General features: G+C 65.0%; 18 protein-coding genes. 9 read left to right on the top strand and 9 right to left on the bottom strand.

All coding sequences use genetic code 11. The annotated features are described in order from the left end of the window. The first annotated feature begins 206 nt into the window (after positions 1–206). Positions 207–1175, top strand: a complete 969-nt coding sequence (locus QM789_RS04200) for a magnesium transporter CorA family protein (protein WP_420350695.1) — start codon at positions 207–209, stop codon at positions 1173–1175. Here the strand turns inward: QM789_RS04200 and QM789_RS04195 are convergent. From QM789_RS04195 to QM789_RS04185, 3 genes are read right to left on the bottom strand one after another with little or no spacing between them, the layout of a single operon-like run. After that, the gene (locus QM789_RS04195; RefSeq protein WP_420350694.1) at positions 1172–1606 is read right to left on the bottom strand and encodes a hypothetical protein; all 435 of its coding nucleotides are present in this window, start codon (positions 1604–1606) and stop codon (positions 1172–1174) included. The two genes, QM789_RS04200 and QM789_RS04195, sit on opposite strands and share 4 nt — an antisense overlap. 52 nt (positions 1607–1658) lie before the next feature. Next, complete coding sequence (locus tag QM789_RS04190) at positions 1659–2231, bottom strand: retropepsin-like aspartic protease family protein (protein ID WP_420350693.1); 573 nt, start codon at positions 2229–2231, stop codon at positions 1659–1661. Positions 2232–2237: 6 nt separating this feature from the next. Next, a complete protein-coding gene (locus QM789_RS04185) occupies positions 2238–2882 on the bottom strand; it encodes a MarC family protein (protein ID WP_420350692.1) in 645 nt (214 codons plus the stop codon). A 156-nt stretch (positions 2883–3038) separates the two neighbouring features. Between QM789_RS04185 and QM789_RS04180 the strand changes: the two genes are divergently transcribed. Genes QM789_RS04180 through QM789_RS04165 form a run of 4 tightly spaced genes read left to right on the top strand, consistent with a single transcriptional unit; the run spans position 3039 to position 5439 of the window. After that, positions 3039–3257 (top strand): twin-arginine translocase TatA/TatE family subunit, encoded by a 219-nt coding sequence (locus QM789_RS04180; RefSeq protein WP_420350691.1) that lies wholly within the window; start codon positions 3039–3041, stop codon positions 3255–3257. A gap of 19 nt (positions 3258–3276) precedes the next feature. After that, positions 3277–3795 (top strand): Sec-independent protein translocase protein TatB, encoded by a 519-nt coding sequence (tatB, locus tag QM789_RS04175; protein ID WP_420350690.1) that lies wholly within the window; start codon positions 3277–3279, stop codon positions 3793–3795. Beyond that, positions 3792–4610 (top strand): twin-arginine translocase subunit TatC, encoded by an 819-nt coding sequence (gene tatC, locus QM789_RS04170; protein WP_420350689.1) that lies wholly within the window; start codon positions 3792–3794, stop codon positions 4608–4610. The genes tatB and tatC overlap by 4 nt, the downstream gene beginning before the upstream one ends. Further along, entirely contained in the window at positions 4603–5439 is an 837-nt protein-coding gene (locus tag QM789_RS04165) for an ATP-binding protein (RefSeq protein WP_420350688.1), read from the top strand. Before tatC ends, QM789_RS04165 begins: the two co-directional genes overlap by 8 nt. A 265-nt stretch (positions 5440–5704) precedes the next feature. Here the strand turns inward: QM789_RS04165 and QM789_RS04160 are convergent, their stop codons facing one another. The 6 genes from QM789_RS04160 to guaD all read right to left on the bottom strand — a co-directional run bounded on the left by QM789_RS04160 (position 5705) and on the right by guaD (position 12514). Beyond that, positions 5705–6844, bottom strand: coding sequence for a peptidoglycan DD-metalloendopeptidase family protein (locus tag QM789_RS04160; protein ID WP_420350687.1), 1140 nt, complete (start codon positions 6842–6844; stop codon positions 5705–5707). Positions 6845–6891: 47 nt separating this feature from the next. Next, a complete protein-coding gene (locus QM789_RS04155; protein WP_420350686.1) occupies positions 6892–7548 on the bottom strand; it encodes a protein-L-isoaspartate(D-aspartate) O-methyltransferase in 657 nt (218 codons plus the stop codon). Beyond that, complete coding sequence (gene surE / locus QM789_RS04150) at positions 7545–8324, bottom strand: 5'/3'-nucleotidase SurE (protein WP_420350685.1); 780 nt, start codon at positions 8322–8324, stop codon at positions 7545–7547. Before surE ends, QM789_RS04155 begins: the two co-directional genes overlap by 4 nt. 128 nt (positions 8325–8452) lie before the next feature. Next, positions 8453–9376, bottom strand: coding sequence for an arginase (gene rocF / locus QM789_RS04145; protein WP_420350684.1), 924 nt, complete (start codon positions 9374–9376; stop codon positions 8453–8455). A gap of 14 nt (positions 9377–9390) precedes the next feature. Next, positions 9391–11121 (bottom strand): methionine--tRNA ligase, encoded by a 1731-nt coding sequence (metG, locus tag QM789_RS04140; RefSeq protein ID WP_420350683.1) that lies wholly within the window; start codon positions 11119–11121, stop codon positions 9391–9393. 79 nt (positions 11122–11200) lie between these two features. Next, on the bottom strand, positions 11201–12514 hold the full coding sequence (gene guaD / locus QM789_RS04135; protein WP_420350682.1) for a guanine deaminase: 1314 nt from the start codon (positions 12512–12514) through the stop codon (positions 11201–11203). A 662-nt stretch (positions 12515–13176) separates the two neighbouring features. Between guaD and nrdH the strand changes: the two genes are divergently transcribed. From nrdH to nrdF, 4 genes are read left to right on the top strand one after another with little or no spacing between them, the layout of a single operon-like run. Further along, positions 13177–13398 carry a glutaredoxin-like protein NrdH gene (gene nrdH, locus QM789_RS04130; RefSeq protein WP_420350681.1) on the top strand — a complete coding sequence of 74 codons (222 nt, stop codon included), beginning with the start codon at positions 13177–13179 and terminating at the stop codon, positions 13396–13398. 4 nt (positions 13399–13402) lie between these two features. Beyond that, entirely contained in the window at positions 13403–13819 is a 417-nt protein-coding gene (gene nrdI / locus QM789_RS04125) for a class Ib ribonucleoside-diphosphate reductase assembly flavoprotein NrdI (protein WP_420350680.1), read from the top strand. Then, entirely contained in the window at positions 13801–15927 is a 2127-nt protein-coding gene (gene nrdE, locus QM789_RS04120) for a class 1b ribonucleoside-diphosphate reductase subunit alpha (protein WP_420350679.1), read from the top strand. The genes nrdI and nrdE overlap by 19 nt, the downstream gene beginning before the upstream one ends. 51 nt (positions 15928–15978) lie before the next feature. Beyond that, positions 15979–16938 carry a class 1b ribonucleoside-diphosphate reductase subunit beta gene (gene nrdF / locus QM789_RS04115; protein WP_420350678.1) on the top strand — a complete coding sequence of 320 codons (960 nt, stop codon included), beginning with the start codon at positions 15979–15981 and terminating at the stop codon, positions 16936–16938. The last annotated feature ends 4 nt before the right edge of the window (positions 16939–16942 follow it).

Here is a 16942-nt window from a genome sequence, read left to right as displayed (position 1 = left end):
TGCCCTTTTCGAGAATGTCATCGTGATGTCGGATCGGCCCGACGGTGAGAGGCTTGCCGGTTCCGGTCCAGTTTGGGCGATAACATGGCCGCGCGGAGAAATCGAGAGAGCTTTGCCCGGGGCTGCGCAACTCTCCGCGAGCCGGGGGCTTGATTTCGCGCGCGGGGCCGATACCCATGGGCAAAACAGCCGAAGCGGGAGCCGCCATGCTGCATGCCTATAGTCCCGGGGCCCATGGCCTCGACCGGCTCGATCAGGATACGCCGATGGTTCCGGGGGCGCAGATCGGGCAGGCGATCTGGATCGACCTGTATCGGCCGCTCGACAGTCAGGTGGCGGCGGTCGCGGCGCTTGGCGTCGAGGTGCCGACGCTCGCCGATATGGAAGAGATCGAACTGTCGAACCGGCTTTATCGCGAAAACGGGCTCGACTGCATGACGGTGGTGCTACCGGGGCAGTTGCCCGACGGGCGGTCGGTTTCGGGGCCGGTCAGCTTCATCCTGGGGCGGGATCGGCTGGTGACCGTGCGCCACCACACCCCGCGCAGTTTCGAGACATTCCCCGACCGCGCCGACCGGTCGATGGCGGGCTGCACCACGCCGGAGCGGATCTTCCTGGGCCTGATCGAGGAAATCGTGGCGCGGCAGGCCGATCTGCTCGAAGGCATCGGCCGGGCGCTGGATGCGGTTTCGGTGCGGGTGCTGGGCGAGGCGCCGCAGGACGAGTTGCAGCACGCGCTGCGTCAGGTGGGCCGACAGGGCGAATTGCTCGGGCGGATCCGGCTCGGGCTGCTGACGCTCGAACGGGCGCTGTCGTTCTTCGATCAGACCCTGGCCGCGCATCCCGAGGGCAAGGATCTGCATGCGATCGTGAAGAACCAGATCCGCGACATCGGCTCGCTTGCGGTGCATGGCGATTTCCTCAGCTCGCGGGTGTCGCTGTCGGTCGATGCGACGCTGGGGATGATCAATCTGGCGCAGAACACCACGGTGCGGATCGTTTCGGTCGTGGCCGCGCTGTTCATGCCGCCGACGCTGATCGCCTCGGTCTATGGCATGAACTTCACCCATATGCCGGAACTCGAACTTGGCTGGGGCTATCCGCTCGCGCTGGTGCTGATGCTGCTGTCGGCGCTCGGAACCTGGGCCTTCTTCCGCTGGAAGCACTGGCTCTAGCGGCAGAGCCGGGTCTGCGGATCGAGCCGGACGTAATCCTTTGCCGAAATCTTCGCCAGCCTGGTCGAACGGCTCCACTTGCGGTTCCACATGTCGAGGATGCCGTTGCGGTAATAATGCGCGATCAGCGGGTTCAGGAGCGGCATGCCGCGTCCGTTCCCGGCGCTCGGCTGGTGAAAGCCGATCACGGCCTTCGGGTCGAGGCAGGCATTCGGCAGGGTGATCAGGATGGTGCAGGAAGAATAGCATTTGCCGCGGATCACCACGGGCCGACCGGATGCGGCCAGCTTCTGGCGCCGGGCGACGTATTCGGCGATGTCGCCGCCGGGGTCGTTGCTGATGGTGACAGGCTTCTGCCGTTCGGCCACGGGCGCGGCGCAGGCGGGCAGGCCGGTGACGGCGAGCGCCGCCGCGAAAAGAATGGCTTTCATCCGGCCCCCCCTGTTTGCGCGCAGAATAGCGCAAACCCGCGGCACGGCAAGATCAGCGTTCGAGGATCATCCGGTTGCCGTTGAACTCGACCCGGGCAAAGCGGGTGAGGTAGGTCATCCCCATCAGCGATCCATCCATCTCTCCGTCATTCACCACGGCGCGGATGTCGCTGTCGTGGATCGGGCCGATGTCGATCGTGGCGAGCCGTACCGGCGCGGTGGGGACAAGGCCGTTCGCGGTCTGCGCCCGTCCGGTGAAGGCGAGGCCCGAGACCGCGATCCCCGCCCGCTCCGCATCGCGCCGACTGAGGACGATCTGCGTGGCGCCGGTATCGACGACGAAGCGCACCGGCGTGCCGTTCACCCGCGCCGTCAGGTAATAATGCCCGTCCGGCGAGAGCGGGATTTCGATCCGGCCGTCCTCCATCACGCTCTGTCGCGGCAGCAGCGTTGCCCGGACGTCATCCCACAGGCCATAGCCCGCGATCAGCCCCATGAAGATCAGCCCCCAGACCGAGATCTGTTGCAGCACCCGCCCCGGACTGTCGCGCAGCGCGGCGAAGAAATAGCCGCCCAGAGCCATCAGCAGGAGCGCCAGATAGATCAAGCCGGGGGGAGAGGTCATCCAGCATCAGCGCGCGCCGATTCCGGCAATGATCCCCGCGCCGCGCAGCCCGTCGAGGATGAACTGGATCGCGAGTGCGGCAAGCAGCATCCCGAAGAGCCGCGTCATCACCATCATCCCGGTCCGGCCCAGGATGCGCGAAACCGGCGTCGCGATGAGGAACATCGCCATGACCGAGGCGAGCACCGCGAGCATCACCAGATGCACCTCCACGAGATGGATCCAGCCATGCGGCGGCCCGCCCGCGAGCAGCACCATCGTCGCCAGCGCGCCCGGCCCCGCGATCAGCGGCGTGGCGAGGGGAAAGACGGACGGGTCGTCGGCGGTATCCTCGGCATGGGCGGCGGACTGGTTTTCGCGCCGCTGGGTGCGGCGCTCGAACAGCATGTCGAGCGCGGTCAGGAACAGCAGCACCCCACCCGAGATCCGGAACGCGGGCATCGAGATCCCGATTGAGGAGAGCAGCCTTTCGCCGAACAGCCCGAACAGCGTCAGCAGCCCCGCCGCGACCAGCAGCGCCCGCATCCCCACCGCCAGCCGCGCCTGCGCCGACATGCCCCGCGTGAGCGCAATGAACAGCGGCACGAGGCCGATCGGATCGACCACGACGAAAAGCGTGACGAAGGCTGTGACGGCTTCGGACATCGGCATGGGCGCAGATTAATCCGGGATTTGCGCACGATCCAGCGGCGAACCGGCAAAAACTTGCGTGAGATGGCGGAATCGCTCTTTGATTGCGCCGCGCCCGGTCGTAAATGTGGAAACCAACGTAAACAGGCGCGGGGCCTCCGTGCCGGGGAGACTGACATGTTCCAAAACATCGGCCTGCCGGGCCTTCTGCTGATCGCCGTCGTCGTGCTGGTGCTGTTCGGCAAGGGCAAGGTTTCCTCGCTGATGGGCGAGGTCGGCAAGGGCATCACCGCCTTCAAGAAGGGCGTGAACGACGGCACGAAAGAGATCGAGGACGCGCAGGTGGACAAGGCCCGCGATGTGACGCCGCCGCCGGTCGACAAGGATAAGGTCTGAGGCCCGCGGGCCCGCCGCCATGCTCGATATCGGTTGGAGCGAACTTCTGCTGATCGGCGTCGTCGCGCTGATCGTCGTCGGGCCGAAGGATCTGCCCGTGATGTTCCACACGCTGGGGCGGATCACCGCGCGGGCGCGGCAGATGGCGCGCGAATTCTCGCGCGCGATGGAGGATGCCGCGAAGGAGACCGGGCTGGATGCCGCCGACCTGAAGGGGATGGCGTCGAAGAAGTCGCTCGGCCTCGATGCGCTGGAACGCGCGACCGAGAAATTCGAGAAGTGGGATCCGAAATTCCCATCCCCGTCGCGGACGGCGCCGCAGGCGCCGTTGCAGCCCGATCCCGGTCTGGATGCCGCCGAGGAATCGTTCGAGCCGGATGACGAACCGGCCCCGGTCGCCCCGGAACCTGCCCCGGTCGCCGAAGCGCCGAAGCCGCGCAAGCCGCGTGCCCCCAAGGCCGAAGCGGAGGCGAAGCCCGCCAAGGCCGAAACCGCGCCGAAGCCCCGCAAGAAGGCCGCAAAGAAGGACGAGGCATGAGCGACGAGATCGACGATTCCGCCGCGCCGCTGATCGAGCATCTGGCCGAACTGCGCAACCGCGTGCTGTATTCGCTGGCCGCTTTCGTGGTGGCGATGATCATCGCCTATTCGGTCTGGAACCCGATCTTCAACTTCCTGACCCGGCCGATCTGCCATGCGCTGGAACAGCGTGGGCAGGCCTGCAACCTGGTGCTGATCAAGCTACAGGAAGGGTTCTTCGTCGCGATCCGGATTTCGTTCATCGGCGGTTTCGCATTGGCGTTTCCGGTGATCTCCTATCAGCTTTGGCGCTTCGTGGCACCCGGGCTGTATAAATCCGAGCGGAACGCCTTCCTGCCGTTCCTGGTGGCCTCGCCGCTGATGTTCCTGCTCGGCGCGGCCTTCGCCTATTATGTCGTGCTGCCGATCGCCTTCAGCTTCTTCCTCGGCTTTCAGCAGGGTGGGGTGATCGAGGGCGGAAATGAACTCGCGGCGATCGGCTTCCAGGGCTCGGTCGAGGAATATCTGGCGCTGACCACGAAATTCGTCATGGCCTTCGGGATCTGTTTCCAGCTGCCGGTGCTGCTGACGCTGATGGGGAAAGCGGGGCTGGTGTCGTCGAAGGGACTCGCCTCGATCCGGAAATATGCGGTCGTGCTGATCCTGATCGTGGCCGCCGTGGTGACACCGCCCGACATGATGAGCCAGATCATCCTGTTCGCCGCGATCTATCCGCTTTACGAAATTTCGATCTGGCTGATCCGCCGTATCGAGAAGGCGCGCGAGGCGAAGATGCGCGCCGAAGGAACCTGGGTCGAGGAAGACGATGAGTGATCTGCTGACCCGCGTGGCCGAGGCGCTGGAGCGTCTGGCGCCGCCGCCTGCACCCGCGCCGGATTTCGCCGCCGCCGATGCCTTTGTCTGGCACACCGGGCCGGACCGGCTGGAACCGGTGGCTTCGGTCAGCCGCGTCGATATTGCGCTGCTGCGCGGGATCGACCGGGCGCGCGATACGCTGCTGGCCAATACGCTGCAATTCGCGCGCGGGGCGGCGGCGAACAATGCGCTGCTTTGGGGCGCGCGGGGGATGGGCAAATCCTCGCTGGTGAAGGCGGTCCATGCCGAGGCGCTGCGGCAGGGGCTGGCCCTGAAGCTCGTTGAACTCGCGCGCGAGGATCTTCCTTCCGTCGGGCGGCTGCTCGCGCATCTGCGCGGGGCCGAGGCGCGGTTCATCCTGTTCTGCGATGATCTGTCCTTCAGCCACGACGATCAACATTACAAGAGCCTGAAGGCGGTTCTGGATGGCGGGATCGAGGGGCGGCCGTCGAACGTGCTGCTTTATGCCACCTCGAACCGGCGCCACCTGATGCCGCGCGACATGATCGAGAACGAACGCTCGACCGCGATCAACCCTTCGGAAGCGGTGGAGGAGAAGGTCTCCCTATCCGACCGTTTCGGGCTGTGGCTGGGGTTCCATCCCTGCGATCAGGATGATTTCCTGGCGATGATCGACGGCTATTGCGCGGTCTACGGCGTGGAGATCCCGCCCGAAGAGTTGCGCGCCGAGGCGATCGAATGGCAGGCCACCCGTGGCGCGCGTTCGGGCCGGGTGGCGTGGCAGTTCTTCACCGATCTGGCCGGACGGCGCGGTATCGCGCTCTGAGCCCTGTGGGCTGCCTGACGGTGGCAGAGGCGCGCCCGCCAATCCCGCAGACGTAGAAGAACACCGAAGGAAGGTATCTGCCAGTCAGGTGCCTGCTTCTGTTCACCGCAGATGCGAGGATGAACCGAACCGCATGGCGTTGGTCGTCTAAGATTGGGACTGTCCCCCGCAGACGCGGGGATGAACCGGTGATCGCATCGCCTGCGGCGCCGATATCGTCTGTTCCCCGCAGGAGCGTGGACGGAAATACGGGCGCCAGACGGGATCACTCCAGATAGGGCACCGGGTCTACGCTGTCGAAGCCCTGGCGGACCTCGAAATGCACGAAACCCTCGCCGCCGGAGCGGACCTTGGCGATGGTCTGGCCGCGTTTCACCGTGTCGCCCTTGGCGACGGCGATGCTGTCGATATTGGCATAGACCGTCATCAGTCCGTCGGAATGGCGCAGCACCAGGATCGGCACCTGTTCGGTGTCCTTGGTGATCGCGGCGACGGTGCCCGCGGCGGCGGCCTTCACCGGGGTTCCGGCGGCGGCGGAAATGTCGATCCCGTCGTTCTTTTTCTTCACATAGGGCCGGATGATGGAGCCGGAGACCGGCATCGTCATCTGCGACTGGCTGGCAGAACGTCCGGCGCCCAGATCGGGGGCAGCGGATTTGTCAACCGGAGCCGAAGCCTTGGGCGGCACGGCGGTGGGCAGCGGCTTCGCGGCGGAGGGCGGCTCGGGCGTGGGCGATCCCGCGCCGGGTTGGGTCACCGCTGCGGAGCCGGAGGCCGCCGAGGCGGGCGGGATCAGCAGGAACTGCCCCTCATGCACGCCCAGGTCGGAGGACAGGCCGTTCCATTCCGCCAGCGATTTCACCGGGACGTTGTAATAGCGCGCGATGGAATAGGCGGTCTCGCCGCGCGTGACCTTGTGGCGGACGGGTTCGGTGCCGGCGGGCGGTGCCTTCGGCGCAGCGGCGGGGGCGGCCCTGTCGATCGCCGCCGAGGCGATCGAGGTCACGTCGATCTGCTCGTCATGGGGCGCCGTTCCGGTGACGGGCGCGATACTGGCCGGTGTATCCGCGACCCGGCGGGGCAGGGCAAGGACGGCGCCATTGTTCAGCGGCGTGTTGGCCGAAACGGCGTTGTAACTGGCCAGTTCCTGCGGCGACATGCCGATCCGCCGCGCCACGGTGGCGACGGTATCGCCGCGCTGCGCCACGGCGACCTGGTAATTCGGATAGGAAATCACACCACGGCTGTCCGGGCTGGGGCGCGATTCCGTCGCGCCGCGCGCCGCGCCGCTGGTGTCGAAGCCCAGCGAGGTCAACCCGCGCAGGTCCGGATCGAAGTTCCCGCAGGCCGTCAGCGCCAGAAGCGCGCAGGTCATCGTCAGGGTCCGGGGGGCGGAAAGGGTCATGCTCGTCCTCGTCATGTTCGGCGGCCCCTGTGGCCGGGGCCTTGGATCTAGTCGTTCGCCATCCCCTCGACGAGCGGGACGAAACGCACCGGGCGCAGTTCCTCGTAATCGTATCCGGTTTCGGTCCGTTTAACGCGGATGAGGCTTTGCACCGCATCCGACTGGCCGACCGGGACGACCATGATACCGCCGATCTTCATTTGCGACAACAGGGGGCCGGGCGGGTCTTCGGCGGCGGCGGTGATGAGGATCCGGTCGAAGGGCGCCTGATCGGGCAAGCCGCGCGATCCGTCCGCCGCCAGCGCGACGATGTTGGACAGCCCGAGCGCGGCGAAAACCTGCCGCGCTTCCTGTGCCAGGCGGCGGTGCCGCTCGACGGTATAGACCCGGCGGGCCATGCACGACAGCACGGCGGCCTGATAGCCGGAGCCGGTGCCGATTTCGAGCACGGTATCGCGCGGGCCCACCTGCAACGCCTGCGTCATCAGCGCGACGACCGAGGGTTGCGAGATCGTCTGGCCGCAAGAGATCGGCAGCGGCATGTCCTCATAGGCGCGGTCGGAGAAGATGCCGCGCACGAACCGGCCCCGGTCGATGCGCTCCATCGCCGAGAGGACGCGGGCATCGGTCATGCCCTGCTGGCGCAGGGTGAAGAGGAAGCGCATCTTGCGCTCTGCGGCGCTGTCCTCTTCGTCCGTTGTCATGCCAGCTGTGCCTCCAGATCGGCCAGCACCTCATGCGCGGTCAGATCGGCCCGCATCGGCGTGACCGAAATCCAGCCGTCGAGGTTCAGCGCCGCATCGGTGTCCGGCGCGCTCGACGCCTGTTGCGGCCCGCCCTTCACCCACAGGAACCGCCGCCCCGAAGGCGAGCGCGTCGATTCGACGGTGAAGAAGCTGTCCGTGCGGTAGCCCTGTGCCGCGACGCGGAAGCCCTTGACCTCCGCCGCGGTGACCGGCGGGAAGTTGATGTTGTAGAACACGCGATAGGGGCCGTTGTCCCAGATGCCCTTTTCCCACAACCGGCGGACCAGCGCGGGGCCGTGGAGGCGGGCGGCCTCGAACGGATCCTCGCCGCAGGCGGGGCCGAAGAACTGCGAGAGCGCGATTGCCGGGATCCCCTGAAGCGCCGCCTCCATCGCGCCGCCGACCGTGCCGGAATAGAGCGCGTTCTCCGCCGAATTGTTGCCCGCATTCACGCCCGACAGCACCAGATCGGGGCGGCCGTCCTGCAACACGTCGTAAAGCCCGGCGAGGACGCAATCCGCCGGGCTGCCCTCGGCGGCGAAGCGGCGGGGGCCGTGTTTGGCGATCATCATCGGGCGGGTGTAGCTGATGCAATGGCCGACGCCGGATTGTTCAAAGGCGGGGGCGACGGTCCAGACCTCGCCTTCGGGTCCGGCGAGGTCGGCGGCAATGGCGTGCAGGACATCCAGCCCCGGAGCGTGGATGCCGTCGTCGTTGGTAATCAGAATGCGCAAGGAAACATGCTCCGTTGGGGCGGCTGGTCTCCCTGATTAAGACAGCCGCCGCGGCGGAGTAAAGCGCAGATCCACGTCTTCCGGCGTGCGCGGCAGTTTCGCCGCATCGGGGCGCCCGCGCGGCCCGGTCAGTAGGATCGGGTTGGCCGGTCGAAGACCTTGCGCCCCATCAGCGAACCGACGAGATCCACCATCAGCTTTGCCGTCCGCCCGCGATCGTCGAGGAAGGGGTTCAGCTCCACCAGATCGAGCGAACTGACCAGACCGGATTCGTGCAGCAGCTCCATCACCAGATGCGCCTCGCGGAAGGTCGCGCCGCCCGGAACCGTGGTGCCCACGGCGGGCGCGATGGCGGGGTCGAGGAAATCCACGTCGAGCGAGACATGCAGCAGCCCGTTTTCGGCCCGCACCCGGTCGAGGAATTCCGCGAGCGGCGCCCGGATGCCGCGTTCGTCAAGCACGCGCATGTCGGCAATGTCGATCTCGGTGGGCAGGAGCGCGGCGCCTTCCTCCGGATCGACGGAGCGGATCCCGAGCATGCCGATCCGCTGGCCCGGCACCGGATGCGGGAAGGGCGGGAAATCGTCGAAGCCCTCGCGCCCGGCGATATAGGCGACGGGCGTGCCGTGCAGGTTGCCTGAAACCGTGGTCAGCGGGGTGTGGAAATCGGTATGGGCATCAAGCCAGAGCACGAACAGCGGGCGCCCCACCGCCGCCGCATGCGCCGCCATCCCGGCGACCGAGCCGAGCGAGAGCGAATGATCCCCGCCCATGAACACCGGAAAGCCGCGCAGCGCGGCGGCGATGCCCGCTTCGGTCAGCGCCTCGGTCCAGGCGACGGTTTCGGCCAGGTGATGCACCGCCGGATTCGGATGCGGCATCGGCGCGCGCGGGGCGGGGGTGACATCGCCCATATCCTCGACGCCATGGCCAAGGGCGGTGATCGCCTCGGCCAGCCCGGCGACACGATAGGCCGCCGGCCCCATCAGGGAACCGGCGCGCTTTTGCCCCGTGTCGACCGGCGCGCCGATCAGGATGCAGGTCTTCGCCATGGCGCTCCCCTCGCTCAGGTCCGGATGCCGGAGAAACGCTTCTGCCAGTCCTCGCGTTCCTCGTCGGCGATCTTGCGGAACAGCACGTCGGGTGTCTCAAAGGCATGCCCCACCGGCAGCACCTCCAGCGCGGCGCGGATATCCGTGGGCCAGCTGCGATCTTCGGTCTTCAGCGCGGCGAGCGTCGCGGCGCAGGCATCGGGGATGAAGGGTTCCGACAGCACGGCATAAAGCCGCGTCAGGTTCAGCGCGAGCCGGGTCTGCGCCGCCGCCTGCGCCGGATCGGTCTTGAACACCGTCCAGGGTGCGGCGGATTGCAGATATTCGTTGCCCGCGACCCAGATCGCACGGAGTTCGGCGGCGGCCTTGCGGACCTCCTTTTCCTCCATGAAGCCCTCATAGGCACCGAGCCGGGTGGTCAGTTCCGCGATCAACTGCGCCTCGCGCTCGCCCCAGACACCGCCCTCGGGCAGCGCCTCGCCGAATTTGGAGCGGCAGAACTTGGTGATCCGGCTGACGAAATTGCCCAGCACATCGGCCAGATCCTTGTTCACCGAAACCTGGAAATTCTCCCAGGTGAATTCGCTGTCCGCACTTTCGGGCGCATGGCTGAGCAGCCACCAGCGCCAGTAATCGGGCGGCAGGATCGACAGCGCCTGATCCATGAACACGCCGCGCCCTTGCGAGGTGGAGAACTGCCCGCCCTCGTAATTCAGGTAGTTGAACGACTTGATGTAGTCGACCATCTTCCACTGCGCCCCGCCCGCGCGGTTCACGCCGATCAGCGTGGCCGGGAAGCTGAGCGTGTGGAAGGGCACGTTGTCCTTGCCCATGAATTCCGTATAGGTCACGTCGCCCGCGCCCTTGTCGGTGCGCCACCAGCGTTCCCAGTCGGTCTCGGCCTTGTCGTTCGCATCGGCCCATTCGGCGGTGGCGGCGATATATTCGATCGGCGCATCGAACCAGACGTAGAAGACCTTGCCCTCCATGCCCTGCCAGGGCGCGCCGTCGAATTGCGCGGGGACGCCCCAGGCGAGGTCGCGGGTGATGCCGCGGTCCTGCAACCCGTCGCCGTCATCAAGCCATTTCAGCGCGATCGAGGTGGTCAGCACCGGCCAGTCATGTTTCGAGGTGATCCAGCCGCGAATATCCTCGCGCAGCGACTTCTGCCGCAGGTAAAGGTGCTTCGTCTCCCGCAGTTCCAGATTGGTGGAACCCGAGATTGCCGAATGCGGGTTGATCAGGTCGGTCGGGTCGAGCTGCTTGGTGCAGTTCTCGCACTGATCGCCGCGCGCCTTGTCATAGCCGCAGTTCGGGCAGGTGCCTTCGATATAGCGGTCGGGCAGGAAGCGGCCGTCATCGACCGAGTAGAACTGCCTCTCCGCCTTCTCGGCGATCAGCCCCTGTTCGCCCAGCGTCTTCGCCATGTATTGCGTCAGGGTGCGGTTGCGCGTGCTCGACGACCGGCCGAAATGGTCGAAGGAGAGCCGGAAGCCGCGCGCGATTTCGGCCTGCACCTCGTGCATTTCGGTGCAGTAATCGGCGACCGGCTTGCCCGCCTTGGCGGCGGCGAGTTCGGCGGGCGTGCCGTGTTCGTCGGTCGCGCAGATGAACATCACCTCGTGGCCGCGCGCGCGCTGATAGCGGGCGAACAGGTCCGCGGGCAACTGGCTGCCGACGAGATTGCCGAGGTGCTTGATGCCGTTGATATAGGGAATCGCCGAGGTGATGAGATGCCGCGCCATGTCCGTGCCTCCGGTCCGTTTCAGCGCGATCTACAGGGGTTTCACCGCCAAGACCAGAGCCGAGGCGCCGAAACCGGCCTCAGGGCGCATCGCGGTCATGCACCGGGCGCCCGGCGATCCAGGTGGCGCGGATCGCCCGGTCGTCGCCCATGATCATCAAGGTGAACAGCAGGTCCGTCAGGCTCTCGCAATAGCCGGTGCGGAAGGTCATGAGCGGCGTCGCGCGCGGATCGACCACGATCAGATCGGCCTCATGGCCCGGTTTCACCTGCCCCAGCCGGTCGTCGAGATAGAGCGCCCGCGCGCCGCCCAGCGTGGCGAGGTAGAAGGCCCGCACCGCATCCAGCCGCGTTCCCGAAAGCGCCGCGACCTTGTAGGCTTCGTTCAGGGTCTGCAACTGGCTGAGCGAGGTGCCCGCGCCGACATCGGTGCCCAGCCCCACCCGAACCGGGCGGCGCGGATCCGTCGCATCCGAAAGCCGGAACAGCCCCGAGCCCAGGAACAGGTTCGAGGTCGGGCAGAAGGCCAGCGCCGCGCCGCGTTCGTGGCAGGTGCAGAAATCGCCTTCGTGCATGTGGATCGCATGGCCGAAGACCGAGCGCGGCCCCACCAGCCCGGCATGGTCGTAGACGTCCAGATAGCTGTGCCGGTCGGGGAACAGCTCGCGCACCCAGGCGACTTCGCCCGGGTTTTCGCACAGATGGGTCTGCATGTAGACGCCCGGATTTTCCCGCAGCAGCGCCCCGGCGGCATCCAGTTGCGCCTCGGTCGAGGTCGGCGCGAAGCGCGGCGTGACGCCATACATCTGCCGCCCCCGCCCGTGCCAGCGCGCGATCAGCGCGGCGCTTTCGTCATAGCCGCGCTGCGCGGTATCGAGCAGCCCGCCGGGCGCGTTTCGGTCCATCAGCACCTTCCCCGCGATCATCCGCGTGTTCAGCCGGTGGGATTCGGCAAAGAACGCCTCGACCGATTGCGGATGGACGGTGCAATAGACCATGGCCGTCGTGGTCCCCGCGCGCAGCAACTCGCGCAGGAAGGTCTTCGCGACGTGATCGGCATGGGCGCGGTCGGCGAATTGCTGCTCGGTCACGAAGGTATAGGTGTTGAGCCATTCCAGAAGCTGTTCGCCATAGGCGCCGATCATCTGAAGCTGCGGGTAATGCACATGGGTGTCGATCAGCCCGGGCATGATCAGGTGCTCCGGGTAATGCACGGGCTTCGTTCCGGCGGGCAGCAGCGGCGCGGTCTCGGCCCAGGGCCCGGCGGCGGTAATCAGGCCGTCTTCCATGATCACCAGCCCGTCGGGATGGTGCGTCAGGCAGTCCTCGGGCGGGTGCTCGAACGGATTGGCATGCAGATAGACGATCTGGCCGCGCAGGGCTGTGACGGACATGGGCACCTCGGGAAGGGTAGGTCGCCGCAGTTTCGGCGAGAATTGGCCGGAGGGGAACCCCGGTGGTCCGGGCTTTTGGTATTTTTCGACGGTGGGTTTTCGACGGCCGGCAAGATTCGGGCGCGATTCTTCCTCGGGTGCGGCCGGTCGGGCGGGGTGAGGGGCGCCCTTTGATTCGATCCCGCAGGGGCGCCGCGCCGCTGTGGAAAACCCGCGCGCCGGAGCGGAAAAACCGTTTCTCTGCGCGGACGAAGCCCGAAGCTGCGGCTGGGGAAAACCCGTCCGGCGCGGGATCCGGCGCAGTGTCCGGAATTTGTGCAACGGACCATCCGGCACCAGATTTTGGGGCTGCGGCCTGTCAACCCCTTATATATCGTTGACGGAGGGCCGGCTTAATGGCTTATTAGGGGGCGTGATGTGACGCATTCGAGGTGACTTGAGAAGCAGGATCCGGAAGCGGCGCGGAACAGTGTCGGGATCCGGTCTGCAAACGGTAAGGCAGGCGGGGCCCCTGGGCGGTTTCGCGGTCTCGCAAGCCAGGCGCGTTGCCACGACACAGAAAATCAAACCGTGCGGAAGGCGCGGGCGCATGCACGGCGGAGGCGTCGTGCAGGGCCTCGCGTCTTGTGCACGGGAAACGGCAAGGACTGAGGGACAGAGCCATGACCATCACCGTCTATTCAAAGCCCGCCTGCGTGCAATGCACCGCGACGACCCGCGCGCTGGAGGCGAAGGGGCTGTCGTTCGAGGTGATCGACCTGACCGTGGATGCGGATGCGATGGAGATGGTGGTGTCGATGGGCTATCGTCAGGCGCCGGTCGTCGTGGCCGGGGATGCGCATTGGGCCGGATTCCGCCCGGACATGATCGGCCGTCTGGCCTGAACGGATGGGCGGGCTCGTCTATTATTCCTCGGCCTCGGGGAATACGGCGCGGTTCGTGGCCCGGCTGGACCTGCCAGCCCAGCGGATCCCGATCGCACCGGAGGCGTCGATGCCCGCCCCCGAAGGCCCCTATGTCCTGATCACCCCGACCTATGCCGATGGCGAAGGGCGGGGCGCGGTCGCCAAGCAGGTGATCCGCTTTCTGAACGATCCCGACCGCCGCGCGTTTTTGCGCGGCGTCATCGCCAGCGGCAACCGGAACTTCGGCGCGACCTATGCCTGCGCCGGAAAGGTGATCGCGGCAAAATGTGCGGTGCCGGTGCTGTATACGTTTGAACTGGCCGGAACCGAAACCGATATCGCCCGCGTCCGCGCGGGGCTTGCGCAATTCTGGGGGATGACATGCTCGATGACGGCGTGAAGGGCACGCTCGACTATCACGCGCTCAATGCGATGCTCAACCTGTATGACGGGGAGGGCAAGATCCGCTTTGATGCGGATCGCATGGCCGCGCGGCAGTATTTCCTCCAGCATGTGAATCAGAACACCGTCTTCTTCCATTCGCTGGACGAGAAGCTCGATTATCTGGTGGAGGAAGGCTATTACGAGGCCGAAGTCCTCGACCAGTATTCGAAGAACTTCCAGCGCGCGATCTGGGATGCGGCCTTCAAGAAGAAGTTCCGGTTCCCGACTTTCCTCGGCGCGTTCAAATATTACACCAGCTATACGCTGAAAACCCGCGACGGGCAGCGCTATCTGGAACGCTATGAAGACCGGGTGGTGATGGTCGCGCTCGCGCTCGCGCGCGGGAACGAGGCGCTGGCGATGCGGTTCATGGATGAAATCCTGTCCGGGCGGTTCCAGCCGGCAACGCCGACCTTCCTGAACGCCGGGAAGAAGTCGCGCGGGGAGTTGATTTCGTGCTTCCTGCTGCGGATCGAAGACAATATGGAGTCGATCGGGCGGTCGATCAATTCGGCGCTGCAACTGTCGAAGCGCGGCGGCGGCGTTGCCTTGATGCTGACCAACCTGCGCGAAATGGGCGCGCCGATCAAGGGAATCGAAAACCAATCCTCCGGCGTGATCCCGGTGATGAAGCTGCTGGAGGATTCCTTCAGCTACGCCAATCAATTGGGGGCGCGGCAGGGCGCGGGGGCGGTTTACCTGAACGCGCACCACCCCGACATTCTGCGCTTCCTCGATACCAAGCGCGAGAATGCGGATGAAAAGATCCGGATCAAGACGCTGAGCCTTGGCGTGGTGATCCCGGATGTGACCTTTGAACTCGCGAAGCGGAACGAGGACATGTATCTGTTCTCGCCGCATGATGTGCAGAAGGTCTATGGCAAGCCGTTCTCGGAAATCTCGGTCACCGAGAAATATGCCGAAATGGTGGATGACAAGCGGATCAAGAAGAAGAAGATCAACGCGCGGGAATTCTTCCAGACTATCGCCGAGATCCAGTTCGAATCCGGCTATCCCTATATCATGTATGAAGACACGGTGAACCGTGCCAATCCGATTGCGGGGCGGATCACCATGTCGAACCTGTGCTCGGAGATCCTTCAGGTCAACGAAGCCAGCGAATACAACGAGGATCTGAGCTATAAACATCTGGGCACGGATATTTCGTGCAACCTCGGTTCGCTGAATATCGCGGCGACGATGGACGGCCCGGATTTCGGCGCGACGATTGAGGCCGCGATCCGCGCGCTGACCGCCGTTTCGGAAATGTCCTCGATCGACGCGGTGCCCTCGATCCGGCGTGGGAACGAGGAAGCCCATGCCGTGGGCCTTGGCCAGATGAACCTGCACGGTTTCCTGGCGCGGGAGCGGATTTTCTATGGTTCGCCGGAAGGGGTGGAATTCACCTCGGTCTATTTCGCCGCGGTAACCTATCACGCGATCCGCACGTCCTGCCTGCTGGCGCAGGAACATGGCAGTACGTTCAAGGACTTCGACAAGTCGAAATATGCAGACGGGTCGTTCTTCGACAAATATGTGAATCGCGACTGGCTGCCGACGTTGCCGGATGTGGCGCGGGTGTTTGAAAACCATGCGTTGCCCAGCCGCGAGGATTGGGCCGCGCTGCGCGATGACGTGATGACGCACGGGCTTTATAACCGGAACCTTCAGGCGGTGCCGCCGACCGGCTCGATCAGCTATATCAACAATTCGACGTCCTCGATCCATCCGATCGTGGCGAAGATCGAGGTCCGCAAGGAAGGCAAGATCGGCCGGGTCTATTATCCGGCGGCCTTCATGACGAATGACAACCTCGACTATTACGAGGATGCCTATGAAATCGGCCCGGAAAAGATCATCGACACTTATGCCGCGGCGACGGAACATGTCGATCAGGGCCTGTCGCTGACGCTGTTCTTCCCGGCGGAGGCCACGACGCGCGACATCAACAAGGCGCAGATCTATGCGTGGAAAAAGGGGATCAAGACGATCTACTATATCCGCCTGCGTCAGACCGCGCTCGAAGGCACCGAGGTTCAGGGCTGCGTTTCCTGTACCCTGTAAACTCCGACCAATCCCATTTCAGAAAGGGTTCTTCGGATGAAGGATCATGCCATGACCCGCACCGTGCTGAAGGCGATCAACTGGAACCGGCTTCAGGATGACAAAGACCTTGAGGTCTGGAACCGTCTGACGGCGAATTTCTGGCTGCCGGAAAAGGTGCCGCTGTCGAATGACGTGCAAAGCTGGGCGACGCTGCGGCCCGAGGAGCAGACCCTGACGATCCGGGTTTTCACCGGGCTGACGCTGCTCGATACGGTGCAGAATACCGTGGGGGCGCCGTCGCTGATGCCCGATGCGATCACCCCGCATGAAGAGGCGGTGTTGTCGAACATCTCCTTCATGGAGGCGGTGCATGCGCGCAGCTATTCGTCGATCTTCTCGACGCTGTGTTCGATGAAGGAGGTTGACGAAGCCTTCCGCTGGTCCGAGGAAAATCCGCATCTGCAACAGAAGGCGCGGATCATCCTGGAAAAATACAAGGCCGGGGAAGATCCGCTGAAGCGCAAGATCGCTTCGGTGTTCCTGGAATCCTTCCTGTTCTATTCGGGCTTCTACCTGCCGATGTATTGGTCTTCGCGCGCGAAGCTGACCAATACCGCCGACCTGATCCGGCTGATCATCCGCGACGAGGCGGTGCATGGCTATTACATCGGTTATAAATATCAACGCGGGCTGGAAACCCTGTCCGAAGAGAAACGGCAGGAGTTGAAGGATTTCGCCTTCGCGCTGATGTTCGACCTCTATGAGATCGAAACGAAATATACCGAAGAGCTGTATGACGGCATCGGCCTGACCGAGGATGTGAAGGCATTCCTGCATTACAACGCCAACAAGGCCCTGCAAAACCTGGGCTATGAGGCGCTGTTCCCGCCCGCCGCCTGCGAGGTCAATCCCGCGATCCTCGCCGCGCTCAGCCCGGACAGTGAAAACCACGACTTCTTCTCGGGTTCGGGGTCGTCCTATGTCATCGGCAAGGCGGTCGCGACCGAGGATGAAGATTGGGATTTCTGAGACC

The sequence above is a fragment of the Paenirhodobacter sp. genome, from assembly GCF_047600745.1.
Classification (GTDB): Bacteria; Pseudomonadota; Alphaproteobacteria; order Rhodobacterales; family Rhodobacteraceae; genus Rhodobacter.
Note: the sequence above shows the minus strand (reverse complement) of the source record. Positions and strands in the feature narration are given on the sequence as shown.